Source organism: Allosediminivita pacifica, from assembly GCF_003054175.1.
GTDB lineage: Bacteria > Pseudomonadota > Alphaproteobacteria > Rhodobacterales > Rhodobacteraceae > Allosediminivita > Allosediminivita pacifica.
On record NZ_QBKN01000020.1, the window covers coordinates 40,302 to 64,314 of the forward strand.

Here is a 24,013-nt window from a genome sequence, read left to right on the forward strand (position 1 = left end):
TACGGATCACGTCCGCCCCTTTCCAGAGCAGTCTTGAGCGACACCGCGAAACACCCGCGTTTCGCTCGATTTTATGGGTTGACCCCCCCGAACGCCTTCCCTAGATACGCCGCCACAGTGGGCCGTTAGCTCAGTTGGTAGAGCAACTGACTTTTAATCAGTGGGTCGCAGGTTCGAATCCTGCACGGCTCACCACTTCATTCAGATCCGGGCAACCAGATGCCGGTCGTCGCCAGTGGCAGACGATCCGTGCCAACGCCCGGACTCCGGATCGTTTCCGTCGCCAACATCCCCGACTCCGTACCTCCTGCGCAAGGATTGAGCAGAATCCCTACTGATTCCCCCCTAGATGGTTAATCGATTAATTTACGATTGACCGAAGAAGAATCGCTCGCTTAATCGTTTCACCAACGATGGAGCGCAGATGACCAGCCTCAAGCAGATCGCCAGGGATATCGGGGTGTCGACCGCCACCGTGTCCAATGCCCTCTCGGGCAAGGGGCGCGTCTCCGAGGAGCTGGCCACCCGCATCCGGACGCTTGCGAGCGAGCTGGGCTATCGCCCCAGCAGTGCCGCCCGCGCGCTCAAGACCGGGCAGAGCGGCATCCTCGGGCTGGTGATGCCGGACCTGACGAACCCGCTTTTCCCCCGCATCGCGCAGAACCTCTCGATCGCCGCGGAAAGTCGCGGGCTCGGCATCCTGATCGCGGATTCGCGCGGCGATGCCGCCCGCCAGGACGAGGCGCTGACCCAGCTTGTCGGGCGCGGCGTCGACGGCATCGTCATCGTGCCGCAGAAGGGCACCTCCCCGGTGCCCGACGGCATTCCCGCGGTCGTCATCAATACCGCCTCGGACCCGCGCACCACCGTCTCCGCCGACCACCTCGGCGGCGGGCGGCAGCTCGGCACGCATATCGCGGGCCTGGGCCACCGCGAGGTCGTCCTTCTGGGGGGCGATGCGGTGTCCGAGGTGCAGCAGGACCGCATCCGCGGCATGATCGAGGGGCTTGGCCCCGACGCCCGGCACCACGTCGCCTGGGGCGAGGCGGGCCTCGACGCCGTACCCCACCTGATCGAAGGCGGGGCAACCGCCGTCATGGCCACCTCGGACCTGATCGCACTTGGCGCCCATTCGCGGCTGTCGCGTGCCGGCCTCTCGGTGCCGGGCGATGTCAGCCTGACCGGCTTCGACGACCTGCCGCTCGCCACCGCCATGCACCCGGAACTGACGACCATCGCGCAGGACGTGCAGACCATTGCCGAACACGCGCTCGACGTCCTAGCCCGCCGCATTGCCGGTCACGCCCCGGACGACCCCTCGCTGGCCGTTCCCATGCGGCTGGTGCTGCGCACCTCGACTGCGGTCCCGCGCGCCCTCTCACGACAGCAAGAAACTGACCAACAAGGAGCCAACTCATGAAATCGACCCTGTCCCTTCTCGCGCTCGGCTGTGCCGCCAGCGCGCTCGCCACCGCCGCCACGGCCCAGGACAAGACCCTGACCATCTCGGTCTATTCCTTCGCCCAGGACGAATACACCGAGGCGCTCTACGAGCCCTTCGAGGAAATGTGCGGCTGCGACGTGGTGGTCGAGACCGGCAACAGCGTCGAGCGCATGGCCAAGATCGAAGCCAACGCCGCGGACCCGGTCATCGACATGGCCGTGATCTCGACGCAGGACGCGCTCAGCCTTGCCGAAAAGGACCTGCTCGCCCCCATCGACAGCTCGAAACTCTCGAACTTCGACAAGCTCTACGACAGCGCCAAGGACCCCAACGGCGACGGCATGGCGGTGGGCTACACCTACTATGCCTCCTCGATCGTCTACCGCTCGGACCTTGTCGAGATCGACAGCTGGGGCGACCTGCTGGGTGACGAGCTGGCCGGCCAGGTGGCGCTGCCCAACATCACCGGCACGCAAGGCCCGCTCACGCTCATGATGCTGGGCAAGGCCATGGGCGAGACCGAGGACTACGGCCAGGTTATCTCGACCATCGGCGAGCATTCCGACGACATCGTCACCTTCTATTCCCGCTCGTCCGAGCTGGTGCAGCTCATGAACCAGCAGGAAGTGATCGCGGCGCCCGTGGGCAAGTTCGCCTGGGGCAGCTTCAAGGACGCGGGCCTGCCCTTCGCTTGGGCCACGCCCGAGGAAGGCCAGGCCGGCGGCATGAACGTGATGGTCATGACCAAGGACAACGGCAACGAGGAACTCGCCTACGAGTTCATGGATTACTGGCTCTCGACCGAGGTGCAGACCAAGATCGCCGAGATGCTGGTGGACAGCCCCGCCAACAAGGAGGTCGAGGTCAGCGAAGAGATCGCCGACAACCTGACCTACGGCGCCGACGTCATCAATTCGCTCAACATCATGCCCGCCTCCGAGATCGTCGAGAACCGCGAGGCCTGGGTCGAGCAGTGGAACGCCGAGGTGATCCGCTAACCCTTCCGAGCATGCGTGCGGGGGCCGTCCGGCGTGCCCCCGCCGTCTTCCCCGGTGCGGTTCGCCGCGCCGGGGGTGCAACCATCTGATTTTCAAGCGGGGATCGCTTTCATGTTCCGCAACAGGCGCGAAGGGCTGGCACTGGCCCTTCCGGCGGCAATCTTCTCGTCGCTGCTCTTTCTCGCCCCGGTGGCGGTCCTCCTGTCCGAGGCCTTTCGCGGCACCGGCGGTGGCTTCTCGCTGCAGGGCTACGTCGATTTCTTCTCGGCGCCGCTGAACCGCACGGTCTTCCTGCGGACGCTCAAGCTCGGCGCGCTGGTCGCGGGCAGCGCCGCGGTGATCGGCTATGCCGCCGCCTTCTGCATCGTGAACCTCGGCGGACGCGCCCGCGGGACGATCTTCGGCATGGTGGTCCTGCCGCTGATGATCTCGCCCGTGGCGCGGACCTACGCCTGGATCGTGATCCTCGGCCGCACCGGTATCGTCAACGGCGCCATCACCGGGCTTGGCCTTTCGGAGTCGCCCCTGCGGCTGCTCTTCACCGAAACCGCCGTCTACCTCGGCCTGTTGCAGCTGTTCCTGCCGCTGATGATCATCTCGCTGGTCTCGGCGATGGAGAACATCCCCCGCGACGTGATCCCCGCGGCGCGCGTGCTGGGGGCAAGCTGGATCTCGGTCTTCTTCAAGGTGATCCTGCCGCTCACGAAAGAGGGCCTGGTGATCGGCGGCACGCTGGTCTTCACCGGCTCGCTCACCGCCTACATCACCCCCGCGATCCTCGGCGGATCCAAGGTGCTGATGCTGGAGACGCTGCTCTACCAGCGCGTGAACGTCTCGAACGACTTCGTCTCGGCCAGCGTCATCGCCATGATCCTCATCGTCATGTCCTTCTCGGCGAACCTTCTGCTGAAGAAGATCGCCACGGCCCGGAGCTGAGCCATGAACACCATCGGGCGCACCACCGCGAACTGGATCATCCTCGGGCTGACGCTGACCTTCCTGATCGGCCCATTCCTCATCATCATCCTGGCCGGCGCCTCGGATACCGAGTTCCTCGCCTTCCCGCCGCAGGGGCTGACCCTGCGCTGGTACGCCAAGGTCTTCACCGTCGAGAGCTTCCGCGCGAGCTTCATGCTGTCCATGGGGCTCGCCATCTTCGGCACGCTGCTGGCGCTGGTACTGGGTGTGCCGGCGGCCTACGCGCTCAACCGCTACGACCTGCCCGGCGCCGAAACCGTGCGCACCATCGTGGCGGCACCGATCATCGTGCCGGGCATCATCGTGGGCCTTGCCCTGCTGCGCTACGTGGTGGTGCCGCTCGACGTGACGGTGACCATGGCGCTTTTCATGGCGCACACGGCGCTGGTGCTGCCCTACGCCGTGCGCGTCGTCTCTTCCTCCATGCACAACCTGCGCGGCGACATGGAAGAGGCCGCCGTCCTGCTGGGCTGCTCGCGCTTCCAGGCCTTCACCAAGGTCGTGCTTCCGAACATCCGTGGTGGCGTGCTTGCCGCCTTCATCCTCGGCTTCGTGACCTCGTTCAACCAGGTGCCGGTCTCGCTCTTCCTGTCGGGCCCCGGGGTCCGCACCCTGCCCATCGACATGCTCGCCTACATGGAGATCACCTTCGATCCCTCCGTCGCGGCGCTCTCGGCCCTGCTGGCCTTCATGTCGCTTGCCATCGTCTTCGTCGCCGAACGTCTGCTGGGATTCTCTCGCTATGTCTGACACCTACGTCCAACTGACAGACCTGACCCTGACCTACGGCCAGAGCGTCGCCGTCCCCGAGCTGAACCTCGGCATTCGCGAGGGCGAACTGATCGCCCTGCTCGGCCCCTCGGGCTGCGGCAAGACCACGACCATGCGCGCCATCGCCGGGCTGCTTGCCCCCGCGTCTGGCCGCATCACCATCGACGGGCGCGACGTGACCCGCGTGCCCGCCAACAAGCGCGGCATCGGCCTCGTCTTCCAGAGCTACGCGCTCTTCCCCCATCTCAACGCCTTCGAGAACGTGGCCTTCGGCCTGCGCCTGCAGAAGCTTTCGGCGAACGAGATCACCGAGCGCACCCTGCAGGGCCTCGCCACCGTGGGCCTCACCGGCTACGACAAGCGCAAGCCCGCCGAGATGTCGGGCGGCCAGCAGCAGCGCCTCGCGCTGGCCCGCTCGCTTGTCATGCAGCCCAAGGTGCTGCTGCTGGACGAGCCGCTGTCGAACCTCGACGCGCGCCTGCGGCTCGAGATGCGGACCGAGCTGCAGCGCGTGCAGAAGGAAACCGGCGTCACCATGGTCTTCGTCACCCACGATCAGGCCGAGGCGCTGGCGCTTGCCGACCGCATCGTCCTGATGAAGGAGGGCCGGATCGAACAGCTCGGCACGCCCGCTGATCTTTATGCCCGTCCCGAGACCGCCTTCGCGGCAGAATTCATGGGCTTCGAGAACATCTTCCGCGTCGAGGGCGGCAAGGTGGTCAGCGACAAGGGCACCCTGCCACTGGGCTTTGCCACGACCAGCCCGCTTCTCGCCTGGCGGCCCGATGGCGTGACGGTCGGCTCGGGCCCACACGAGGGCCGCGTCGTCGCCACCAGCTTTGCCGGGGCGCACCGGGAATACGTGCTCGAGAGCGCACTCGGCCCGATCAAGGCCGACGCCGACATCGCCCTGCCCCGCGTCGAGATCGGCGAGACGCTGACCTTCGACCTGCCCGAAGCCACCGCCCGCCCGCTTGCCGCATGAGCATCTGGGTCGACACGGACTACGGCTTCGACGACCTCTGGGCGCTGCTTCTGCTGCGTCACGCGGGCGTCTCGGTCGACGGCATTTCACTCGTCGCGGGCAACGCGCCGCTGCCGCGCGTCGTGGCGAATGCACAGGGTGCCGCCGCATATTATGGCTTCGAGGCGCCCCTGCACGCGGGCGCCGATCGCCCGCTCGTGCGCGATCAGGAAACCGCCGGACGCATTCTCGGGCCCCGTGGCATGCAAAGCCGTGGCGCCTACCTGCCCGAAGTCGTCGGCCCCGAGGTCCCCACCGATGCCGTGGAAGCCCTCGCCGCCTGGTTGCAGGACGAAGGCGAACGCACCGTCCTCGCCCTGGGGCCCCTGACCAACATCGCCCGGCTGATCGAGAGTGCCCCGCGCGCTGCCCAACGGATCACCCGGCTGGTCTGGATGGGCGGCAGCGCCGGGCGCGGCAACCACTCCGCGCAGGCCGAATTCAACGCGCTCGCCGACCCCGAGGCGCTGGCCGCCGTCGCCGCATCCGGGCTGCCCCTCGACGTGGTTGACCTCGAGATCTGCCGGAAAGTCACCTTCGGCCCCGACGACCTGCCCAGATGCGAGCCGCTGACCGCCGATCTTCTGGGCGGCTACCTCGACATCGGCCTGTCGCGTGGCCGCCCCGGCATGGCAATCTACGACCCGCTGGCCGCGCTGGCCGTGGCAGACCCCGGTGCCCTGACCTTCGCGCCGCACCACATGACCGTCTCAACGACCCCGGACGACAGCTACGGCGCCACTCGCTTCACCGCCGACCCGCAGACGCCCACGCGCCTTGCCACCGGCGTTTCCGACACTGCCGCGCGTCTCTGCCTCGACGCGCTGAAAGAGGGGTGACCGACATGCCGTTCCCCGGTGATCTCAATGACCCCGCGCTGCGTGCCCGCGCCGTGAAGGCCGCACGTGGCCTTGCCCCTTTCGATCTGCTGATCGAGGGCGGCGAGGTCATGGACATGGTCACAGGCCGCACCCGCCGCGCCGATGTCGGCCTTGTCGGGCCGCTCATCGCCAGCGTCCACGCGCCCGGCGACGCCCGGCGCGACGCCCACGCCCGTCACGACGCCCGCGGCATGACCATCGTGCCTGGCTTCGTCGACACGCACATGCACGTGGAAAGCTCCATGGTGACGCCCGCCGAATACGCGGGCGCCGTGGTGCCGCGCGGCGTGACAACCGCGCTTTGGGACCCGCATGAATTCGCCAATGTCGCGGGCGAGGCCGGGCTTGAGCACGCCTGCGCCGCCGCCCGCGACCTGCCCCTGCGGCTGCTGCCGCTGGTGCCGACCTGCGTGCCCTCGGCCCCCGGCTACGAGGTCTCGGGCGGCGATTTCGGCCCCGAGACCGTTGCGCGCTGGCTCGCCCGCGACGACACCCACGGCGCCGCCGAACTCATGACCATGCATCAGCTGCTCGACGGCGATCCGCGCGTCACCGGAATCGTCGCTGCGGGGCTTGCCAGCGGCAAGCGCGTCTGCGGCCACGGGCGCGGCCTTGCGGGCGGCGACCTTGCCGCCTTTGCCGCTGCCGGGGTCGAAACCGATCACGAGCTGACAAGCGCCGGCGACCTCCTGGCCAAGCTCGAGGCCGGTTTCACCATCGAGTTGCGCGGTTCGCACGCGCACCTGCTGCCCGAGTTCGCCGAAGCGCTGCTCTCACTCGGCGAACTGCCGCAGACCGTGACGCTCTGCACCGACGACGTCTTTCCCGATGACCTTCTGGCCCAGGGCGGGCTCGACGCGGTGATCCGGATGCTGGTGGACTGCGGCCTGCCGCCGCTCTGGGCCTATCGCGCCGCGACGCTGAACGCAGCGACGCGCATCGGGCGCCCTGACCTTGGCCTTGTTGCCCCCGGCCGCCGCGCCGATCTGGTGCTGCTCTCGGACATGGCGCAGGTGCGCGCGGCAGATGTCATCGCCAATGGCCGCCTTGTCGCCTCGGGCGGTACGCTCACGACCCCGGCCTGGTCCGCGCCGCCCCCCGCCGCCCTGCGCGAGACCATGAAGCTCGCCCCGCTGGCGCCCGCTGATTTCGAGGTGCCCGCGCAGGGCCCACGCGCCACCATCGCCACCCTGTCGAAACCACGCTTCCCGGAATGGGGCCGCCGCGAGGTGGCGGTCTCAGACGGCAATCTGGTGCTTCCCGACGACATGATCCGCATGGCGGTCGTGAACCGGCACGGCACAGGCGCGCCCGTGCGCGTGGCCTTTCTGGAAAACTGGAGCACCTGGCGCGGCGCCTTCGCCACCACCGTCTCGCACGACAGTCACAACCTGACGATCTTCGGGCGCGATCCCGCCGACATGGCCGCCGCCGGCAATGCCCTGCGCGAGGCCGGAGGCGGGCTCGCCGTCGCCCGTAACGGAGAAGTGACGGAAATGCTCGCCCTGCCCGTCGCCGGGCTCGTGAGCGATGTGCCGCTTTCCGAGGTCGCCCAGCGCTTCGCCGCGATCCGTGCCGCGATGGAAGAGCTTGTCGATTGGCAGCCCCCCTACCTCGTCTTCAAGGCGCTCTTCGGGGCCTCGCTCGTCTGCAATCCGGGGCCGAGGTTGAGCGACGTGGGGCTGGTCGATGTCTTCGAGGGCAAGATTCTGGAGACCTGCCTCGGCTGAGGCGCACCTCTGGCAGAGCGGTCAGGGGGCGCTGCCCCCGTCGCGGCACGCCGCGACTCCCCCGGAGTATTTGTGCCAAGAAGAAGCGGGGGCAGCGGCGGCCTTGGCAGGGACAAGCGTTACGTCCCGGTTAACGCGCGAGCTTAACCCGTTGATTTCATTGGTACGGAGAAATGTCCCGGCCCGGGACACTCTGGACTCTCGCGCGGGCGGGGCAGGATCCACCCCGCCGGCGCGGCTTCACTCGGCGCCCTTCTCCAGCGCGTCGAGCCGCGCCTTCAGCGCCTCATTTTCCTCGCGCGCTTTCTGGGCCATGGCCCGAACCGCGTCGAATTCTTCGCGGGTCACGAAGTCGCGGTCGGCCAACCAACGGTCGATCATCGATTTCATCGCCGTCTCGGCCTCTCCCCGCGCCCCCTGCGCGACACCCATCGCGTTGGTCATGAGCTGCGATAGATCGTCGAAAACCTTGTTGCGTGTCTGCATGGGTCACTCCGCCGTTGCATTCACCCACCTATATGGGCCACGTGGCCCCCGGCCTCAACCTTGACCCCGGCCCGGACACAGGGCACCAGATTGCCATGCGCGCCGCCATCCCCTTTCCCGACCTTTCCCCCGAGCTCTTCTCCCTCTCCGTTTTCGGGGTCGAGATCGCCCTGCGCTGGTACGCGCTGGCCTATATCGCCGGGATCCTGATCGGCTGGCGGCTCGCCGTCGCCGCCCTCCGGCGCCCTGCCCTCTGGCCGGCGCAGACCCCGCCGATGAGCCCCCGACAGCTCGAGGATCTGCTGACCTGGGTGATCCTCGGCGTGATCCTCGGCGGCAGGCTCGGCTTCGTCTTCTTCTACCAGCCCGCCTACTACCTTCAGAACCCGCTCCAGATTCCCATGGTCTGGCAGGGTGGCATGTCCTTTCACGGCGGCCTCCTCGGGGTCATCGTGGCCAGCCTGATCTTCTGCGTCAGGAATCGCATTCCGCTCGCCTCCGCCGCCGATCTCCTGGCGCTGGCCACGCCTCCGGGCCTGCTGCTCGGCCGGCTGGCGAACTTCGTCAACGCCGAGCTTTGGGGCCGGCCCACCGATCTGCCCTGGGGCGTGATCTTTCCCGGGCCCTATGCCCAGGACTGCGGCCAGCCGGTCGGAGACCTCTGCGCCCGTCACCCATCGCAGCTCTACGAGGCCGGGCTGGAAGGGTTGTTGCTTGGGCTCGTCCTGCTGGCTCTGGTGCGGCGCGGCGCCCTGAAGTACCCGGCCCTCGTGGCGGGCACCTTCTTCGCCGGGTACGGGATCGGCCGTTTCATCGTCGAGTTCTTCCGCCAACCCGACGCCCAGTTCCAGTCGCCCGGCAACCCGCTCGGGCTGGCCATTCATGTCGACGGCTACGGCCTGACCATGGGCCAGCTTCTCAACATGCCGATGATCGCTGCCGGGCTGATCGCGGTCTTCTGGGCACTGCGCCGGCCGGGCCATCGCCCCGCATGACCCCGCTTGCCCGCCTTCTTATCGCGCAGATCGAGGCCACCGGCCCGATCACCCTGGCCGATTACATGGCCGCCTGCCTCTCTCATCCCGAACACGGCTACTACGTGACAAAGGATCCCCTCGGCGCGGCCGGGGACTTCACCACCGCGCCGGAGATCTCGCAGATGTTCGGAGAACTCCTCGGGCTCTCCCTCGCGCAGGCCTGGCTGGATCAGGGCGCGCCGAACCGTATCGCGCTGGCCGAACTCGGCCCCGGGCGTGGCACCCTGATGCAGGACGTCCTGCGCGCCACGCGCGCCATCCCCAAGTTTCACGACGCGATCTCGCTGCATCTTGTCGAGAGCTCTCCGGCGCTGCGAGCCGAGCAGGAGAGGCGGCTGGGCGAAGCTGAGCCACAGTGGCACGACACGGTTGACACCCTGCCCGATGCGCCGCTTTTCCTTGTCGCCAACGAATTCTTCGACGCCCTTCCGATCCGCCAGTTCCAGCGCGAGGGGCGCGGGTGGCGCGAAACCGTGGTCGGGGTGCGCGACGGCCAGCTCGTCGCAGGTCGGACTGAGCCTATCCCCCTGCAGGCCCTTGCCCATCGCCTGCCCGATACCGCCGACGGCGACATCGTCGAGACCAACGCCCCGGCCAGGGCGGTCGCCGCCAGCATCGGGGCGCGCATCGCCGAGTTCGGTGGGGCCGCACTGATTGCCGACTACGGCGACTGGCGCAGCAAGGGTGATACTTTCCAGGCCGTCCGGGATCACGAAACGACAGATCCCTTCGACCAGCCCGGCGTGGCGGACCTGACGGCGCACGTGGATTTCGAAGCGATCGCCGAGGCCGCCGCCCCCGCGGCGCATGCCCCGATGGCGCTGCAGGGCGTTTTTCTCGAACGCCTTGGCATCACCGCGCGCGCCCAGGCGCTCGCCCGCGGCCTGCAAGGTGAGGCGCTTGCAAGTCACATCGCCGCGCATCGCAGGTTGACGCACCCGGACGAAATGGGTTCGCTGTTCAAGATTCTTGCCCTTCATCCCCACGCGGCACCTCCGCCGCCCGGAGTCTCTTCATGACGCTGGAGATCATCACCTCCACCCTGCTGTCCTCCGTCCGCCACGGCTTTTTCACCCGCAAGGGGGGCGCCTCATCGGGCATTTTTGCCGGCCTCAATTGCGGCACCGGCAGCTCCGACCAGTCCGAAATCGTGTCAATCAACAGGGGCCGCGTCGCCGATGCCATGGGCGTCGGGGCCGAGCATCTCTCGACAGCGCACCAGACGCACTCGACCGACGTCATCACGGTCACGGGCCCGCTGCATCCGCCGCGGCCGCGGGCGGACGCCCTGGTGACCGCGACACCCGGTCAGGTGATCGGCGTGCTCACGGCGGATTGTCAGCCCGTGCTCTTCGCGGACGAAGAGGCCGGCGTGATCGGCGCGGCCCATGCCGGCTGGCGCGGGGCGAGGGACGGGGTTCTGGAGGCGACAATCGACGCCATGGAAGGCCTGGGCGCGAGCCGCTCAACCATCAAGGCCGTGATCGGCCCCACGATCAGTCAGCGCGCCTACGAGGTCGGGCCGGAGTTCTTCGAGGACTTCCTCGCGGACGACCCGGTCAATGCACGGTTCTTCGCGAACGGCGACGGGGACCGCCTGCATTTCGACCTGCCCGGCTACGGGTTGCACCGGTTACGTGAGGCTGGCGTGGAGGCGGAATGGACGCGGCACTGCACCTATTCAGATGCGACACGCTTCTATTCGTTCCGGCGTGCGACCCACGCACGCGAGGCCGACTACGGGCGGCTCATCTCGACAATCCGGCTCTGACGGGCTGCCCTGTCGCCTGAACCTCAGGCGATGATGTCGGGCGTGAGACGGTCCTCGATCAGGGCGATCCGGTCTTTGAGGTAGAGCTTCTTCTTCTTCAGGCGCTGCATCGTCAGGGCGTCGGCGGTGCCGCGTTCCTGCAGGGCGCGGATGGCCTGGTCGAGGTCGCGATGCTCGTTGCGGAAGAACTCCAGCTCGTAGCGAAGCACCTCTTCGGTCTTCATCGAAATGTCGGTGGGCGCATTCATGCCGGCAGTGTCCTCGAGTGTGTTCCTGAACATAGCAACAAGGGGGGCTTTCGCAAAGACCTTGCAGGGGCATCGCGGGGCTCCCATATTCCAAATTGTAAGGGTCGCCGTAACGGGGCCCGCCGATGACGGTCGCTTTTCAAAGGACGTGTCGATGACGAAACTGACATTGGGCTCGTACCCCCATATGCTGGGCTTCGAGCAGCTCGAGCGCCTGCTGGAACGCACGGCCAAGAGCGCGGAGGGCTATCCGCCCTTCAACATCGAACAGACCTCGGACAATTCCTATCGCATCACGCTGGCCGTCGCCGGGTTTTCCGAGCGCGATCTCAGCATCACGGTCGAGGACCGGCAGCTGATGATCCGCGGGAAGCAGGCGGATGACGGGGGCGAGCGGATCTTTCTCCACCGCGGGATCGCGGCGCGGCAGTTTCAGCGGAGCTTTGTGCTGGCCGACGGCGTTGAGGTGGGAGAGGCGGTCATCGAGAATGGCCTGCTGCACGTGGATCTCACCCTGAGCCGGCCCGATACGGTGGTTCAGACGATCAATATCAGGAAGGGGTAAGCCAGATGGATACCAAACAGGATCTTTCCCGTTTCGAGGGCTTCGACGAAGGGCGCCTCGTCTACGTGCGGGCCGTGAAGGCGGCGGAACTGCCCGAGGACGTTCAGGAAGAGGTGCGCGAGCAGATCGGCGGGGCGGACGAGCTCTATGCCGTGCACCGCGCCGATGGCGAGCGGCTGGCGCTGGTGAAGGACCGGGCGATGGCCTTCGTGCTGGCCCGGCAGAACGACCTGGCGCCCGTCACGGTCCACTAAACTGGCCCCCGGCGCCGCCCGAAAAGGCGGACCGGAAGGCGGTGTCCCGGGGTGTCCCGGGCCGGGACACATCGGTTCCTTATATAAATCAATGACTTACAGAGACGGTTTAACCATTTCTCAGGAATGTCCCGCGGAACGGGGGCCTAACCGGATCTGTACAAGCTAGGTGTTTCGCATTTTACGCCTCCGCCGGCTCTCGGTGGGGGCGCTGTCGTTTCGGGCCGGTCGATGCCGCGGGCTTGTCCGGCACCGCGGTCGGGTGTCTACTCACACCATGACAGAGCCCGGCCGCTGGACGCGTATCATGACAGAGGCAAAGTTCATCGCACGCGTGACGGACAGGCCGCTGCGGGCGGAGGGGATCTGCTTCACGATCCGGTCCGACGGCGGGATGACGGGCGAGATCGACGGTGTACCGCTGGCCGGGCAATGGATCTGGCGCGACGCGCTTTTCTTCCACTGGGCCGCGCTTGGCGGCGAGGAGCTCGGGAGCGACTGCGAGTTGATCGAGGTTAGGGGCAACCGGATGCGCTACATTCGCGAGGAGGGCCGCGGCGCGGCCTCGGTTGTCGAAATCTGCGAGCCGGACTGACCGGGTTCGGGCGCTTTCCCCGGCAAGCGCCGCAGACAGCATTCCCCGACGTTGTGCGGACAGGATGCGCCCTGTATCCCGGTAGCGAGGGGGGCGTCGCGCGCCACGTGGGGAGATTCCGGAAGAGATGAAAACGATCCTGAAAGACCGCCGTGCGGCCCGGGCACTGGCCTTTGCCGCCGCGCTGCTGGCGCCCCTGCCGCTGTTTGCGGCCGAGCATGCGGCCGGTGTCCGGACGATGACGGTGATGTCCGGCGAACGCGGCACGGGCCTGGAAGTCACGGTCTGGTATCCAGCCACCGACGCCGGGACACCCGTCACGCTGGGCGAAAACATCTTTTTCGAAGGCACCCCGGCCCGCGCCGACGCGCCGGTGGCCGAGGGCCGTTTCCCGCTGATCCTGCTGTCGCACGGCGCGGGTCTGGCCGGACGCGCCGATGCCATGAGCTGGATCGGGGCGCCGCTGGCCGAGGCCGGCTTTGTCGTGGCGGCGCCGACGCATCCCTTCAACACCGGGCCCGAGAGATCGGCAGAAGAGACCATGAAGCTCTGGCTGCGGCCCGCGGACCTGTCGGCAACGCTCGACGCGGTGTCGTCCGATGATCAGCTCTCGGAGCACCTGACCCCCTACGGCACGGGCGTGCTGGGCCTGTCGATGGGCGGCAACTCGGCGCTGCTGCTGGCGGGCGCGCAGCTCGATCCGGCGCTCTGGGCGGGCTATTGCGACACCATGGAGCTCAACCCGTCGCTTTGCGGCTGGGTGCGGATGAGCGGCGTCGACCTGCATGCCATGGACAGCGCCCGGTGGGCCGGGACCGCGGCGACGCGCGGGTGCGCTTTGCGATGGCGATCGACCCCGCGATGTCCGACGTGATCGCGCCCGACAGCCTGATCGGCATCGACATCCCCGTGGAGCTGGTGAACCTCGGGCCCGAAGACGAGCTTCCGGCGACGGTGCGCGCCGACCGGATCGCCGAGGCGCTGCCCGAGGCCAGGTACAGGGTAGTGACGGACGCCAGCCACGATTCCATGTTCGGCCTGTGCAAGCCGGGGGCCGCGGAAATCGCGCTGGAAGAGGGCATCGAGGATCCGATCTGCGGCGACGGCGGCAGTGCACGGTCGAGGGCCGAGATCCACGCGGAACTGGTGGGACTGGTCACCGAGGCTTTCCGCGCGGCGCTGCGGCGCGAATGAGCGCGGCTCAGGCTCCGAAGTGCCCGCGCCAGGTTTCGGCGCGGGCGTGGTCGCGCGCCTCGTAGGCCGCGATGATCTCGGGAAGATCGCCGGGGTCCGGGCCGTTGCCCTGCTCGGCAAGGGCGGTCAGGCGCATGGTGTACCAGGCGGTCACGCCGCCCTCGGGCGGGTCGCGGAAGCGTGGAAAGGCGGGCGCGCGGTCCCTGCCCGCCTGCCAGCGCCGCGGCAGATCGGGCAAGAGGGCCAGTGCACGGGCAAGGCCGATCATGTCGGTCGCCCCGGCGGCGCGGGCGGCTTCGGCCTGCTCGGCCGTCTTGAAGCCGCCGGTGACCATCAGAGGCTTGCTCGTCCGGCCCCGCGCCAGCGCGGCGAAGTCGGTGAAATAGGGCCCGCGCCCGCCCCCGTCCGAGGCGGCCGGCGCCCCGGGGAAATAAGTGCCGCCGCTGATGTCGATGAGATCTACGGCGGTGGCGTCGAGGGCGGCGACTACGTCGAGCGCCTCGGGGCGGGTGAGACCGCCTTGGAGCTGATCGGTGGCGTTGAGCTTGATGCCGACGGCAAAGCCCGGCCCGGCCTCGGACGTGACGGCCTCGATCACCTCGAAGAGAAGACGACGGCGGGCTTCGGGCGATCCGCCGTAGCCGTCGGTGCGGCGGTTGAAGAGTGGCGAGAGGAACTGGCTGAGCAGGAAGCCGTGGGCGGCGTGGACCTGCACGCCGCCGAATCCCGCCCGGCGGGCGAGGCGCGTGGTGCGGGCGAATTCCTCCGGCAGGGCGGCGATTTCGTCCAGGGTCAGTTCGGCGCATGTCAGGCCGGGAAGATCGAGCGCGCTGGGCCCCTTCGGCCTGCTGATCGGCGGGAAGGCCAGGGCGCCCGCGTGTCCGAGTTGCAGCCAGAGCTGCGCGCCGTCCGCCTGCCCCGCCTCGGCGAGCGCTTCGAAGCGGGTGAGGTTGCTCTGGTCGTTCAGGACAAGGTTGCCGGGCTTTTCGGGGGCGTCGTGGCGGCCCTGCACCTCTCCGATGATCGAGAGCGCCACGCCGCCCTGCGCCCAGCGCCGGTAGAGCGCAATCTGTTCGGGCGTGGGGTGCCCGGTGCCGTCACCAAGCGAATCCGACATGGCCGATTTGGCGAGGCGGTTCTTCAGCGTGACGCCGCAGGGCAGTTGCAGCGGCGCGAAAAGCGCGTCGGTTCCTGTCGGGTCTTGCATGCGTGTTGCCTTTGCACGGGGTTGGGGGCAGGCTGCCCGTGCGGCGCCGTTCCTGTCAAACCCGGGCGGCGCCGGGATCAGCCGGGAAGGGTCAGGATGATCGGGCGGCGATCTGTTGCCACGACGGTGTGCTCGTACTGGACCACTGGCGCGGCGGGTTCGCTGTAGAGCGTCCATTCGTCGTCGCGTGTCGCGGCCCAGAGGCCGCCGCGCGACAGGAAGGGTTCGACCGTCAGCACGAGGCCGCGGTTGATGCGGCGGCGCTCGTCGTGGGTGGGCCAGGTGGGCACCTCGCCCGGCTCTTCGTGCAGGGCGCGGCCGACGCCGTGGCTGGCGAGGTTGCGGATCAGCGTGTAGCCGCGGTCCGAGGCGAAGCGGCCGACGGCCCTGCCGATGCCCGCCAGCGGCTTGTCGGCGCCGACCTGGGCGATTCCGATCTGCATGGCGCGGCGCCCGTCGCGGCAGAGCCGGTCGAGCGAGCGCTGCACCGGCGGGACGCGGAAGGTGGCGCCGGTGTCGGCGAAATAATCGTCCCTGGAGGCGGAGACGTCGATGTTGACGAGATCGCCCGCCGCGATGGTGCGGTCGCCGGGGATGCCGTGGGCGATTTCCTCGTTGACGCTGATGCAGGTGGCGCCGGGGAAGTCGTAGGTGGCTTCGGGAGCGGACTGCGCGCCTTCGCGTTCGAGGAAGGCGCGGCCGATCTCGTCCAGCTCGCGGGTGGTCATGCCGGGCTCGAGCGCGCGGGCCATGGCCTGCATGGTGTTGGCGACGATGCGGCCGATCAGCTTGAGACCGTCGAGTTCGTCTTCCTGGGTGATGGTCATGGCCTGCCTTCCTGTCCTCGCCGCCCGTTTTGCCATTGCGGGCGCGGCATGTCCCGAGGTTTTCACGGGGATGTGCTGTCACGAGACGGTGCAACGAGGAAGGGCCGCCCCGGCGGGCGGCCCTTCGTGTGTCATGCGTTCGGTGGACGGCTCAGCCGCCGGCGATCAGGCCCATGGCTTCGAGCTTGAGGATCACCTGGTGGGCGCAGTTGTCCACGTCCTGGCCTTCGGTGTCCACGCGCAGCTCGGGGTTCTCGGGCTCGTCGTAGGGGTCGGAGATGCCGGTGAACTCCTTGATCTTGCCTTCGCGGGCGAGCTTGTAGAGACCCTTGCGGTCACGCTTTTCGCATTCCTCGAGGCTGGTCGCCACGTGGACCTCGACGAAGGCGCCGTACTGCTCGATGCCTTCGCGGACCTTGCGGCGGGTGGCCGCGTAGGGGGCAATGGGCGCGCAGATGGCGATGCCGCCGTTCTTGGTGATCTCGGAGGCGACGTAGCCGATCCGCTGGATGTTGAGGTCGCGGTGCTCCTTGGAGAAGCCCAGCTCGGAGCTGAGGTTCTTGCGGACGATGTCACCGTCGAGCAGCGTCACCGGGCGGCCGCCCATTTCCATGAGCTTGGTCATGACGGCGTTGGCGATGGTCGACTTGCCCGAGCCGGAGAGGCCGGTGAAGAAGACCGTGAAGCCCTGCTTGGAGCGCGGCGGCTTGGTGCGGCGCAGTTCCTTGACGACCTCGGGGAAGGAGAACCAGTCGGGGATCTCGAGGCCTTCCTGAAGACGGCGACGCAGCTCGGTGCCCGAGATGTTGAGGATGGTGACCTTGTCCTTGTCCTCAATCTCATCGTTGGGCTCGTACTGGGCGCGTTCCTGCACGTAGACCATGTGTTTGAACGGCACCATCTCGATGCCCATCTCGTCCTTGAACTTCGTGAAGAGGTCCTGGGCGTCGTAGGGACCGTAGAAGTCCTCGCCCTGGCTGTTCTTGCCCGGGCCGGCGTGGTCGCGGCCGACGATGAAGTGGGTGCAGCCGTGGTTGCGGCGGATGAGCCCATGCCAGACGGCCTCGCGCGGGCCGGCCATGCGCATGGCAAGCGGCAGCAGCGACATGGTGGTGGTCGACGACGGGTACTTGTCGAGCACGGCCTCATAGCAGCGCACGCGGGTGAAGTGGTCGACGTCGCCCGGCTTGGTCATACCCACGACGGGGTGGATGAGCAGGTTGGCCTGGCTTTCCTTGGCGGCGCGGAAGGTGAGTTCCTGGTGCGCGCGGTGCAGCGGGTTGCGGGTCTGGAAGGCCACGACCTTGCGCCAGCCCATCTTGCGGAAGAAGGCGCGCATCTCGTTGGGCGTGTCGCGGCGGGCGCGGAAGTCGTAGTGCACCGGCTGCTGGATGCCGGTGACGGGGCCACCGAGGTACACCTTGCCCGCGGTGTGGTGCAGGTAGTGCACGGCGGGGTGGGCCTCGTCGTCGGCGCCGAAGACCATCTCGGCCTCGCGCGACTTGTCGGGGGTCCACATGTCGGTGACGGTCATGGTGCCGAGAATCACGCCTTCCTGGTCACGCAGGGCGATGTCCTGGCCGAGCTCGATGGAGTCGGCGAACTTCTCGGTCACGTCGAGCGTGATGGGCATCGGCCAGAGCGTGCCATCGGCAAGGCGCATGTCCTTGACCACGCTGTCGTAATCTTCCTGGCCGAGGAAGCCCTTGAGCGGGTAGAAGCCGCCGTTCATGAGCAGTTCGAGGTCGCAGATCTGGCGAGGGGTCAGGTCGTGGCTGACCAGCTCGCCGGCCTCCACCTTCAGCTTCTGTGCGCTGTCGTAGCTGACGTAGAGCTCCGGTATTGGGGCTAGGTTGGAATGCATGAGATTGCTCCTGTACTTCAAAGGCACGAGATCTGCGGCCGAGCCGGTGAGTTCGGCATGAAGGGCTGCGTATTCCGCGAATTTCCGGGTGAGAAAGGTCTGGACCAGGCGGTCCTTGAGCGCCGTCCCCTCGGGGGTGAGCGCATAGGCGAACCGCTGGCGGCGGTCCGGTCCCGGACGGTCGCTGACGGTGATCAGGCCGGCATCGCTCGCGGCCCTGAGGTGTGAATTGAGCCGGCCCAGCGAGATGCCGAGAGCCTCGGCGGTGGCGCGCTGCGACGCCCCGGGCATCCTTTCCAGCTGACGAAGCAGGCGGAAAAGGAGGTCATTTTCTGGCAACGATGTCGTTTCGGACGGCGCAGACATGACGGCGACTCAATGTGTGTTCACGACTGAACGCTTGTCACTGTTTGCAGGTGCAGAAAAGTGGAAATCCGGGAGAATGGCAAATTTCCCGGCCTCAGCCGGGCTCATCGGCACAACCATGCCGGTTTTGACGCCACCATCGTGGCGGAGATCACGGAGGCCGGGAGGTGCACCGGTTCCGGGAGCTCCCGGACCGGATTGCGAAGAAGACGGGAGAGGATTGAGACTTGGAGCCTTGCGAAGGGCACAAACGAAAACCCCCGCATCGGGGATGCGGGGGCTTCTTCGTTCCGGCACGTGGGGGCCTTACTCGGCCGCCGGGTTCTCGGCACCATAGCCGAGGGGCTCGGTCTCGACCTTGCCCTCGTCGAGACCGACCTCGGCGAGGTAGCGTTCGGCTTCGAGCGCGGCCATGCAGCCCATGCCGGCCGAGGTAACGGCCTGACGATACTTGTGGTCGGTCAGGTCACCCGCGGCAAAGACACCGGGGATCGAGGTTTCGGTGCTATCGGGCTTGGTCACAACGTAGCCGCCCATGTGGGTCTCGAGCTGGTCCTTGACCAGTTCGCTGGCCGGCGCGTGGCCGATGGCGACGAAGACGCCCGCGCAGGAGAGCTCGGTGATCTCGCCCGTTTCCACGTGGCGGACCTTCACGCCGGTGACGCCCTTGGGATCGTCCTCGCCCACGACTTCCTCGAGCTGGTGGTGCCAGAGGGTTTCGATCTTGGGGTGCTTGAACAGGCGGTCCTGCAGGATTTTCTCGGCCCGCAGCGTGTCGCGGCGGTGGATGAGCGTGACCTTGGAGGCGAAATTCGTGAGGAACAGCGCCTCTTCCACGGCGGTGTTGCCGCCGCCGATCACGACGATTTCCTTGCCGCGGTAGAAGAAGCCGTCGCAGGTGGCGCAGGCCGAGACGCCGAAGCCCTTGTAGGCTTCCTCAGTCTCGAGGCCGATCCACTTTGCGCGGGCGCCGGTCGCGAGGATCACGGAATCCGCGGTGTAGGTCGTGCCGCTGTCGCCGTGGGCCACGAAGGGCCGCTTGTCGAGCTCCAGCTTGGAGATGATGTCGCCCTCGATCTCGCAGCCCATGGCACGGGCGTGCGCCTCCATGGTGACCATGAGTTCGGGACCTTGAATCTCGATGTGGCCGGGCCAGTTCTCGACATCCGTGGTGGTGGTGAGCTGGCCGCCGGGCTCGAGGCCCTGGATCAGCAGCGGCTCCAGCATGGCGCGGGCCGCGTAGACACCGGCAGTGTAGCCGGCCGGGCCGGACCCGATGATGAGGACCCGTGCGTGGCGTGTCTTGGACATGGTGCGCCCCCCTTGCATGTGGCGTGTCGGGACCTGCATATAGCCATCCTTCGGGCGCGGTGCCACCCCGGCGCCCTTCCCCGCGAGCCATACACCTTTCGTTAATAATATTGCGCAGAGTTGAAACATTATTGCGCATTGTCGCGTCTGTGCTATAACAATCGCGATTTCACCCCAGGGGACCGGAATGTCATCTCACAGGCTCGACCCGATCGACCGCAAGATTCTCGCCGAACTGCAGCAGGACGGCCGAATGACCAACGTCGAACTTGCCCGCCGCGTGGGCATCAGCGCGCCGCCCTGCCTGCGGCGTGTGCGCACGCTGGAGGAGCAGGGCTACATCCAGGGCTACCACGCAGAGGTCGATTCACGGGCGCTGGGCTTCGAGGTGCAGGTCTTTGCCAGCGTCGGGCTGCAGAGCCAGGCCGAGGCCGACCTACGCGCCTTCGAGGACCGCTGCCAGGGATGGCCGCTGGTGCGCGAGTGCCACATGCTCAACGGCGAGGTGGACTTCATCCTCAAGTGCGTGGCGCCGGATCTGTCGACGTTCCAGAGCTTCCTGACGGGTGAGTTGCTGACCGCGCCCAACGTGGCAAGCGTAAAGACCTCGCTGGTGATCCGGGGCGCCAAGAAGGCGCCGGGCGTACCCTTCGAGGTTCTGGAAGACAGGCTGAGCCGGAGCGCCTGACGGCCCGATTGCCCCTGCCGGCGCGCTGCTTATACTGCGCCCTTCCATAGGCGGAGGGTGCGATGACGGAAGTGAAGGTCGGCATCATCATGGGCAGCCAATCGGACTGGCCCACGATGAAGGAAGCGGCGAATATCCTCGACGAGCTTGGCGTGCCCTACGAGACGCGCATCGTGTCGGCCCACCGTACGCCGGACCGGCTTTGGGACTACGGCAAGAGTGCCGTGGACCGGGGCCTGCAGGTCATCATCGCGGGCGCCGGTGGCGCGGCGCACCTGCCCGGCATGATGGCGTCCAAGACGCGCTTGCCCGTCGTCGGCGTACCGGTGCAGACGCGGGCGCTGAGCGGTGTCGACAGCCTTTATTCCATCGTGCAGATGCCGCGTGGCTTTCCGGTGGCGACCATGGCGATCGGCGCGAGCGGCGCGGTCAACGCGGGCCTGATGGCGGCGGGCATCCTCGCGCTGCAGGACGCGTGCCTGGCCGAGCGGCTCGACAGCTGGCGCGCGGCGCTGGCCGAGTCGATCCCCGAGGCGCCCTCGGACGACTGATCCCTTTGCATCCGGGGGCCGTTTGCGCTTAGCAAGACGCGGACTCTCGGACGAGCGGAGCGCGGCATGACGGACCCCATTGCCCCCGGTGGCACAATCGGAATTCTCGGCGGAGGCCAGCTTGGCCGGATGCTCTCGGTCGCGGCGGCGCGACTCGGGCTGAAGACCCATGTCTTCGAGCCCGGCGCCAATCCGCCCGCGGGCGACGTGGCCCACGCGGTGACTACCGCCGAATACGACGACGCCACCGCGCTGGAGGCCTTTGCGGCTTCGGTCGACGTCATCACCTACGAGTTCGAGAATATCCCCACGGCGGCGCTGGACCTGCTGGAACGACACCGCCCGATCCGGCCCGGGCGCGAGGCGCTGAGGGTGAGCCAGGACCGGCTGACGGAAAAAACCTTCCTGTCGGACCTGGGTCTCGGCGTTGCGCCCTTCGCGGCGGTCGACAGCGCCGAGGACATGGCGCAGGCGATCGAGATGATCGGCGTGCCGTCAATTCTGAAGACCCGGCGCTTCGGCTACGACGGCAAGGGGCAGGTCCGGATCGACAGCCGCGAGACCGCGGGATCGGCGCTCGACAGCCTGGCCGGCGCGCCGGCGATTCTTGAAGGGATGGTGGATTTCACCTCCGAGATCTCGGTCATCGGCGCCCGTTCGTCACGAGGCGACGTGGCGGCCTTCGATCCCGGCATGAACGTGCACGTGGGCGGCATCCTGCGGACCACCACCGTCCCCGCGCCGATCCCCGACAGCCTGCGCACCGACGCGGTGCTGCTGGCCGGCCGCATCCTCAACGCGCTCGACTACGTGGGCGTGATGGGAGTGGAACTTTTCGTGACACCCGCCGGGCTGATCGTAAACGAGATCGCGCCGCGCGTGCACAACTCGGGCCACTGGACGCAGAACGGTTGTACAGTGGACCAGTTCGAGCAGCACATCCGCGCCGTGGCAGGCTGGCCGCTGGGAGACGGCAGCCGCTTTGCAGACGTGCAGATGGAAAACCTGATCGGCGACGACGTGTCGAAGATCCCCGCGCTGGCCGCCGAACCCGACACTGCGCTGCACCTCTACGGCAAGGCCGAGGCGCGGCCCGGTCGCAAGATGGGCCACGTGAATCGCGTGCAGCGGGACGAACGCGCCGCCTCCGGCTGAACCTCAACCGAGGAAGCGCGCGGCCACGGGGCCGGACATCCAGGCCACCTGACCGCCGGCGAGGGTGGCCACGATGCGGTGGCTTTCGCGGTCCACGACGATCAGGTCGGCGCGCTTGCCTGGTGCCAGTTGGCCTCGGTCATGGAGCGCCAGCAGGCGGGCGGGGCCGGTGCTGACGAGATGCCAGGCGGAGGGCATGTCCAATATGTCCAGCTCCACCAGCCGCAACGCGGCGCGGGCGGGAGAGGGGTAGTGGTAGTCCGAGGCGAGCGCATCGCAGAAGCCAGCCGCGATGATCTCGGAGGCGGCGATGTTGCCCGCGTGGCTCGCCCCGCGCACCACGTTGGGCGCGCCGAGCACCACGCCGTCGCCGCCCTCGCGTGCCGCCCTCGCGGCCTCCATCGTTTCGGGGAACTCCGACAGGCGTACGCTACGTGCGCGCCACGCGGCGCGGCCCTCGGGCGTGCGGTCGTCGTGGCTGCCCATGGCGACGCCTTTGGCGGCAAGGCGGGCGCAAAGCGCGTCGAGCGCGTGTGGTACGTCGGACGCCGCCGCGTGCAGGCGCATCATGAGGGCGAGGTGCGCCTCGGGGTTGCGGCCGGATTTCAGCGCCTGCCCGGTGAGACGCGGCGGGCGGCGGCCCTCGGCCAGTCGGTCGTGGGGCAGGTGGTCGTTGAAGACCACCTGCGTGATGCCCCAGCGGTCCACGGCCGCTTCGGCGCGGGCGAAGCTCTCGAGGTAATGCGTCTCGAGCCGCAGCTGCAGGCGCAGGTCAACAGGCACGGTCGGCGCCACGGCAGCGACGGCGGCAAAGACCTCCTCTGCAAACTCCGGCCCGCGCATGCCGCCCTCCCAGCTCCAGAACTGGGCAAGCATGGCGGTGGTGATGCCATTGGCGGCGAGCTCGGCGGCACAGGCCACCATCCCGGCGTCGCGTTCACGCAGGGCGCCCCGGCGCGGGGCCATGTGGCGCTCGAACCCGTCGCCGTGGGGATCGACGATGCCGGGCAGCACCTCGTAGCCAGTCAGATCCACGGCGCGGCCCGCGCTCTCGGCGATATGACCATCGCAGATCGCAAGCGGCGCGTCGGACCAGCCATCGGGGCGCAGCACACGGGCGCCGGTGAGGGTGAGATCGAGAGGAGCGGTCATAGCGCCGCGATAGCGCGACACGGCGACTTTGGGAAGATCAGCGCCGCCGTCCGCCGAGGACCGAGAGCGCCACGCCGCCCAGCACCAACACGGCGGCCAGCACGAAGGCGGCGCTCAGTGCTTCGCCGAGAAAGAGCATGCCGCCCGCCATGGCGATTATCGGCACGGTGAGCTGCGCCACCGCCGCCGTGGTCCCGTCGATGCGCGGCAGCACGGAATACCACAGCGCATAGCCCAGCCCCGAAGTCACGGCGCCCGACAGCACCGCCAGCAGGATGCCCGGGGCCGAGAGCTGCGTGGCCTCGGGCAACAGAAGAAGGCCCACGGTCACGCCGGCGGGCGCCGCCAGCAGGAAGTTCGCTGCCGTCGACATGAGCGGATCGCGCGCGCCCCGCCCGGCCAGCGAATAAAGCCCCCAGCCGACGCCCGCGAGGACCATCGCGAGCCCTGCAAGCGGCGGCACGGAGACACCCTCGCCCGGCCAGAGCAGCCAGGCCAACCCGCCAAAGGCCAGCGCCGCCCCCGACCAGCGGGCCGGGCCGGGGCGCTCACCGCCCAGAAGGCTGCCTGCGAACATGGTCACCTGCACCATGCCGAACAGGATCAGCGCCCCCATCCCCGAATCGAGTGCCCTGTAGGCCAGCGAGAACCCGTAGATATAGAGCAGCAGCGACAGCACGCCGGTCACGCGCCCCGGCCCGCCGAGGCGCAGCCGCCCCTGCCGCAGCAGCACGAGCGCCGCCAGCATCGCCGCGCCCGCAACCAGCCGGATGGTGCCGAAGCTCACCGCGTCGATGCCGCCTCCGGCAACCGCCGCGCGGTTCAGCACGGAATTGGCGGCAAAGGCGACCATGGTCAGCGCCGCCAGCGGGAGGATCCTTCCCGCGTCCCGTGCTTCTTCTTGGCTCAAATACTC

26 protein-coding genes and 1 tRNA gene are annotated in these 24,013 nt (G+C 68.0%); 19 read left to right on the forward strand and 8 right to left on the reverse strand.

Annotated features, from left to right (window positions below):
• Positions 1-119 precede the first annotated feature (119 nt).
• The 8 genes from C8N44_RS15305 (at position 120) to C8N44_RS15340 (ending at position 7,826) form a co-directional block, all read left to right on the forward strand.
• A tRNA-Lys gene (locus C8N44_RS15305) sits at positions 120-195 on the forward strand.
• A 229-nt stretch (positions 196-424) separates the two neighbouring features.
• Positions 425-1,420: a LacI family DNA-binding transcriptional regulator gene (locus C8N44_RS15310; RefSeq protein WP_107977649.1), complete on the forward strand. Its 996-nt coding sequence runs from the start codon at positions 425-427 to the stop codon at positions 1,418-1,420.
• Complete coding sequence (locus C8N44_RS15315) at positions 1,417-2,442, forward strand: ABC transporter substrate-binding protein (RefSeq protein WP_107977650.1); 1,026 nt, start codon at positions 1,417-1,419, stop codon at positions 2,440-2,442. Before C8N44_RS15310 ends, C8N44_RS15315 begins: the two co-directional genes overlap by 4 nt.
• A gap of 111 nt (positions 2,443-2,553) precedes the next feature.
• Positions 2,554-3,378: an ABC transporter permease gene (locus C8N44_RS15320; RefSeq protein WP_107977651.1), complete on the forward strand. Its 825-nt coding sequence runs from the start codon at positions 2,554-2,556 to the stop codon at positions 3,376-3,378.
• A 3-nt stretch (positions 3,379-3,381) separates the two neighbouring features.
• Positions 3,382-4,170, forward strand: a complete 789-nt coding sequence (locus C8N44_RS15325; RefSeq protein WP_107977652.1) for an ABC transporter permease — start codon at positions 3,382-3,384, stop codon at positions 4,168-4,170.
• Positions 4,163-5,176: an ABC transporter ATP-binding protein gene (locus C8N44_RS15330; RefSeq protein ID WP_107977653.1), complete on the forward strand. Its 1,014-nt coding sequence runs from the start codon at positions 4,163-4,165 to the stop codon at positions 5,174-5,176. Before C8N44_RS15325 ends, C8N44_RS15330 begins: the two co-directional genes overlap by 8 nt.
• A complete protein-coding gene (locus C8N44_RS15335; protein WP_107977654.1) occupies positions 5,173-6,054 on the forward strand; it encodes a nucleoside hydrolase in 882 nt (293 codons plus the stop codon). The genes C8N44_RS15330 and C8N44_RS15335 overlap by 4 nt, the downstream gene beginning before the upstream one ends.
• A 5-nt stretch (positions 6,055-6,059) precedes the next feature.
• Positions 6,060-7,826: an adenine deaminase gene (locus C8N44_RS15340; protein WP_107977704.1), complete on the forward strand. Its 1,767-nt coding sequence runs from the start codon at positions 6,060-6,062 to the stop codon at positions 7,824-7,826.
• A 240-nt stretch (positions 7,827-8,066) separates the two neighbouring features.
• On the opposite strand, the gene C8N44_RS15345 is transcribed toward C8N44_RS15340, so the two are convergent.
• On the reverse strand, positions 8,067-8,312 hold the full coding sequence (locus tag C8N44_RS15345; RefSeq protein ID WP_107977655.1) for an accessory factor UbiK family protein: 246 nt from the start codon (positions 8,310-8,312) through the stop codon (positions 8,067-8,069).
• A gap of 95 nt (positions 8,313-8,407) precedes the next feature.
• Between C8N44_RS15345 and lgt the strand changes: the two genes are divergently transcribed.
• Genes lgt through pgeF form a run of 3 tightly spaced genes read left to right on the forward strand, consistent with a single transcriptional unit; the run spans position 8,408 to position 11,120 of the window.
• The gene (lgt, locus tag C8N44_RS15350; RefSeq protein WP_107977656.1) at positions 8,408-9,307 is read left to right on the forward strand and encodes a prolipoprotein diacylglyceryl transferase; all 900 of its coding nucleotides are present in this window, start codon (positions 8,408-8,410) and stop codon (positions 9,305-9,307) included.
• Positions 9,304-10,368 carry a class I SAM-dependent methyltransferase gene (locus tag C8N44_RS15355; RefSeq protein ID WP_107977657.1) on the forward strand — a complete coding sequence of 355 codons (1,065 nt, stop codon included), beginning with the start codon at positions 9,304-9,306 and terminating at the stop codon, positions 10,366-10,368. The genes lgt and C8N44_RS15355 overlap by 4 nt, the downstream gene beginning before the upstream one ends.
• Positions 10,365-11,120 carry a peptidoglycan editing factor PgeF gene (gene pgeF, locus C8N44_RS15360; RefSeq protein ID WP_107977658.1) on the forward strand — a complete coding sequence of 252 codons (756 nt, stop codon included), beginning with the start codon at positions 10,365-10,367 and terminating at the stop codon, positions 11,118-11,120. Before C8N44_RS15355 ends, pgeF begins: the two co-directional genes overlap by 4 nt.
• A gap of 23 nt (positions 11,121-11,143) precedes the next feature.
• On the opposite strand, the gene C8N44_RS15365 is transcribed toward pgeF, so the two are convergent.
• Positions 11,144-11,368, reverse strand: coding sequence for a YdcH family protein (locus C8N44_RS15365; RefSeq protein ID WP_107977705.1), 225 nt, complete (start codon positions 11,366-11,368; stop codon positions 11,144-11,146).
• 154 nt (positions 11,369-11,522) lie between these two features.
• Between C8N44_RS15365 and C8N44_RS15370 the strand changes: the two genes are divergently transcribed.
• The 5 genes from C8N44_RS15370 to C8N44_RS23650 all read left to right on the forward strand — a co-directional run bounded on the left by C8N44_RS15370 (position 11,523) and on the right by C8N44_RS23650 (position 13,976).
• Complete coding sequence (locus tag C8N44_RS15370; RefSeq protein WP_107977659.1) at positions 11,523-11,933, forward strand: Hsp20 family protein; 411 nt, start codon at positions 11,523-11,525, stop codon at positions 11,931-11,933.
• Between the two features lie 5 nt (positions 11,934-11,938).
• Complete coding sequence (locus C8N44_RS15375) at positions 11,939-12,187, forward strand: DUF1150 family protein (protein WP_107977660.1); 249 nt, start codon at positions 11,939-11,941, stop codon at positions 12,185-12,187.
• 307 nt (positions 12,188-12,494) lie between these two features.
• On the forward strand, positions 12,495-12,782 hold the full coding sequence (locus C8N44_RS15380; RefSeq protein ID WP_107977661.1) for a hypothetical protein: 288 nt from the start codon (positions 12,495-12,497) through the stop codon (positions 12,780-12,782).
• A 127-nt stretch (positions 12,783-12,909) separates the two neighbouring features.
• Complete coding sequence (locus C8N44_RS15385; protein ID WP_210204171.1) at positions 12,910-13,656, forward strand: alpha/beta hydrolase family protein; 747 nt, start codon at positions 12,910-12,912, stop codon at positions 13,654-13,656.
• Positions 13,626-13,976, forward strand: coding sequence for an alpha/beta hydrolase (locus C8N44_RS23650; RefSeq protein WP_210204172.1), 351 nt, complete (start codon positions 13,626-13,628; stop codon positions 13,974-13,976). Before C8N44_RS15385 ends, C8N44_RS23650 begins: the two co-directional genes overlap by 31 nt.
• Before the next feature lie 7 nt (positions 13,977-13,983).
• Here C8N44_RS23650 and C8N44_RS15390 read toward each other — a convergent pair whose 3' ends face one another.
• From C8N44_RS15390 to trxB, 4 genes are all read right to left on the reverse strand, one after another.
• Positions 13,984-15,183 carry an oxidoreductase gene (locus tag C8N44_RS15390; protein ID WP_107977662.1) on the reverse strand — a complete coding sequence of 400 codons (1,200 nt, stop codon included), beginning with the start codon at positions 15,181-15,183 and terminating at the stop codon, positions 13,984-13,986.
• 77 nt (positions 15,184-15,260) lie between these two features.
• Positions 15,261-16,010 (reverse strand): type I methionyl aminopeptidase, encoded by a 750-nt coding sequence (gene map / locus C8N44_RS15395; RefSeq protein ID WP_107977663.1) that lies wholly within the window; start codon positions 16,008-16,010, stop codon positions 15,261-15,263.
• A 151-nt stretch (positions 16,011-16,161) separates the two neighbouring features.
• A complete protein-coding gene (locus tag C8N44_RS15400; RefSeq protein WP_107977664.1) occupies positions 16,162-18,240 on the reverse strand; it encodes a bifunctional sulfate adenylyltransferase/adenylylsulfate kinase in 2,079 nt (692 codons plus the stop codon).
• Positions 18,241-18,546: 306 nt separating this feature from the next.
• Positions 18,547-19,551: a thioredoxin-disulfide reductase gene (gene trxB, locus C8N44_RS15405; protein WP_107977706.1), complete on the reverse strand. Its 1,005-nt coding sequence runs from the start codon at positions 19,549-19,551 to the stop codon at positions 18,547-18,549.
• 187 nt (positions 19,552-19,738) lie between these two features.
• Here trxB and C8N44_RS15410 point away from each other — a divergent pair, with 187 nt between their 5' ends.
• The 3 genes from C8N44_RS15410 to C8N44_RS15420 all read left to right on the forward strand — a co-directional run bounded on the left by C8N44_RS15410 (position 19,739) and on the right by C8N44_RS15420 (position 21,945).
• Complete coding sequence (locus C8N44_RS15410; RefSeq protein ID WP_107977665.1) at positions 19,739-20,239, forward strand: Lrp/AsnC family transcriptional regulator; 501 nt, start codon at positions 19,739-19,741, stop codon at positions 20,237-20,239.
• Between the two features lie 62 nt (positions 20,240-20,301).
• Entirely contained in the window at positions 20,302-20,790 is a 489-nt protein-coding gene (purE, locus tag C8N44_RS15415; protein WP_107977666.1) for a 5-(carboxyamino)imidazole ribonucleotide mutase, read from the forward strand.
• Positions 20,791-20,856: 66 nt separating this feature from the next.
• Positions 20,857-21,945, forward strand: coding sequence for a 5-(carboxyamino)imidazole ribonucleotide synthase (locus C8N44_RS15420; protein ID WP_107977667.1), 1,089 nt, complete (start codon positions 20,857-20,859; stop codon positions 21,943-21,945).
• Between the two features lie 3 nt (positions 21,946-21,948).
• Here the strand turns inward: C8N44_RS15420 and C8N44_RS15425 are convergent, their stop codons facing one another.
• Positions 21,949-23,097 carry an alpha-D-ribose 1-methylphosphonate 5-triphosphate diphosphatase gene (locus C8N44_RS15425; RefSeq protein ID WP_107977668.1) on the reverse strand — a complete coding sequence of 383 codons (1,149 nt, stop codon included), beginning with the start codon at positions 23,095-23,097 and terminating at the stop codon, positions 21,949-21,951.
• Positions 23,098-23,134: 37 nt separating this feature from the next.
• Positions 23,135-24,007 (reverse strand): DMT family transporter, encoded by an 873-nt coding sequence (locus tag C8N44_RS15430; RefSeq protein WP_280514078.1) that lies wholly within the window; start codon positions 24,005-24,007, stop codon positions 23,135-23,137.
• Positions 24,008-24,013: the final 6 nt, after the last annotated feature.

What these genes read in the sequence shown, in the direction of transcription:
- C8N44_RS15420 (WP_107977667.1), top strand. Translation starts at nt 20,857, where the DNA reads ATGACGGACCCCATTGCCCCCGGTGGCACAATCGGAATTCTCGGCGGA.
- C8N44_RS23650 (WP_210204172.1), top strand. Translation starts at nt 13,626, where the DNA reads ATGGCGATCGACCCCGCGATGTCCGACGTGATCGCGCCCGACAGCCTG.
- C8N44_RS15315 (WP_107977650.1), top strand. Translation starts at nt 1,417, where the DNA reads ATGAAATCGACCCTGTCCCTTCTCGCGCTCGGCTGTGCCGCCAGCGCG.
- trxB (WP_107977706.1), bottom strand. Translation starts at nt 19,551, where the DNA reads ATGTCCAAGACACGCCACGCACGGGTCCTCATCATCGGGTCCGGCCCG.
- purE (WP_107977666.1), top strand. Translation starts at nt 20,302, where the DNA reads ATGACGGAAGTGAAGGTCGGCATCATCATGGGCAGCCAATCGGACTGG.
- lgt (WP_107977656.1), top strand. Translation starts at nt 8,408, where the DNA reads ATGCGCGCCGCCATCCCCTTTCCCGACCTTTCCCCCGAGCTCTTCTCC.
- C8N44_RS15365 (WP_107977705.1), bottom strand. Translation starts at nt 11,368, where the DNA reads ATGAATGCGCCCACCGACATTTCGATGAAGACCGAAGAGGTGCTTCGC.
- C8N44_RS15355 (WP_107977657.1), top strand. Translation starts at nt 9,304, where the DNA reads ATGACCCCGCTTGCCCGCCTTCTTATCGCGCAGATCGAGGCCACCGGC.
- C8N44_RS15380 (WP_107977661.1), top strand. Translation starts at nt 12,495, where the DNA reads ATGACAGAGGCAAAGTTCATCGCACGCGTGACGGACAGGCCGCTGCGG.
- C8N44_RS15385 (WP_210204171.1), top strand. Translation starts at nt 12,910, where the DNA reads ATGAAAACGATCCTGAAAGACCGCCGTGCGGCCCGGGCACTGGCCTTT.
- C8N44_RS15410 (WP_107977665.1), top strand. Translation starts at nt 19,739, where the DNA reads ATGTCATCTCACAGGCTCGACCCGATCGACCGCAAGATTCTCGCCGAA.
- C8N44_RS15310 (WP_107977649.1), top strand. Translation starts at nt 425, where the DNA reads ATGACCAGCCTCAAGCAGATCGCCAGGGATATCGGGGTGTCGACCGCC.
- C8N44_RS15400 (WP_107977664.1), bottom strand. Translation starts at nt 18,240, where the DNA reads ATGTCTGCGCCGTCCGAAACGACATCGTTGCCAGAAAATGACCTCCTT.
- C8N44_RS15345 (WP_107977655.1), bottom strand. Translation starts at nt 8,312, where the DNA reads ATGCAGACACGCAACAAGGTTTTCGACGATCTATCGCAGCTCATGACC.
- pgeF (WP_107977658.1), top strand. Translation starts at nt 10,365, where the DNA reads ATGACGCTGGAGATCATCACCTCCACCCTGCTGTCCTCCGTCCGCCAC.
- C8N44_RS15335 (WP_107977654.1), top strand. Translation starts at nt 5,173, where the DNA reads ATGAGCATCTGGGTCGACACGGACTACGGCTTCGACGACCTCTGGGCG.
- C8N44_RS15390 (WP_107977662.1), bottom strand. Translation starts at nt 15,183, where the DNA reads ATGCAAGACCCGACAGGAACCGACGCGCTTTTCGCGCCGCTGCAACTG.
- map (WP_107977663.1), bottom strand. Translation starts at nt 16,010, where the DNA reads ATGACCATCACCCAGGAAGACGAACTCGACGGTCTCAAGCTGATCGGC.
- C8N44_RS15375 (WP_107977660.1), top strand. Translation starts at nt 11,939, where the DNA reads ATGGATACCAAACAGGATCTTTCCCGTTTCGAGGGCTTCGACGAAGGG.
- C8N44_RS15320 (WP_107977651.1), top strand. Translation starts at nt 2,554, where the DNA reads ATGTTCCGCAACAGGCGCGAAGGGCTGGCACTGGCCCTTCCGGCGGCA.
- C8N44_RS15340 (WP_107977704.1), top strand. Translation starts at nt 6,060, where the DNA reads ATGCCGTTCCCCGGTGATCTCAATGACCCCGCGCTGCGTGCCCGCGCC.
- C8N44_RS15330 (WP_107977653.1), top strand. Translation starts at nt 4,163, where the DNA reads ATGTCTGACACCTACGTCCAACTGACAGACCTGACCCTGACCTACGGC.
- C8N44_RS15370 (WP_107977659.1), top strand. Translation starts at nt 11,523, where the DNA reads ATGACGAAACTGACATTGGGCTCGTACCCCCATATGCTGGGCTTCGAG.
- C8N44_RS15325 (WP_107977652.1), top strand. Translation starts at nt 3,382, where the DNA reads ATGAACACCATCGGGCGCACCACCGCGAACTGGATCATCCTCGGGCTG.
- C8N44_RS15425 (WP_107977668.1), bottom strand. Translation starts at nt 23,097, where the DNA reads ATGACCGCTCCTCTCGATCTCACCCTCACCGGCGCCCGTGTGCTGCGC.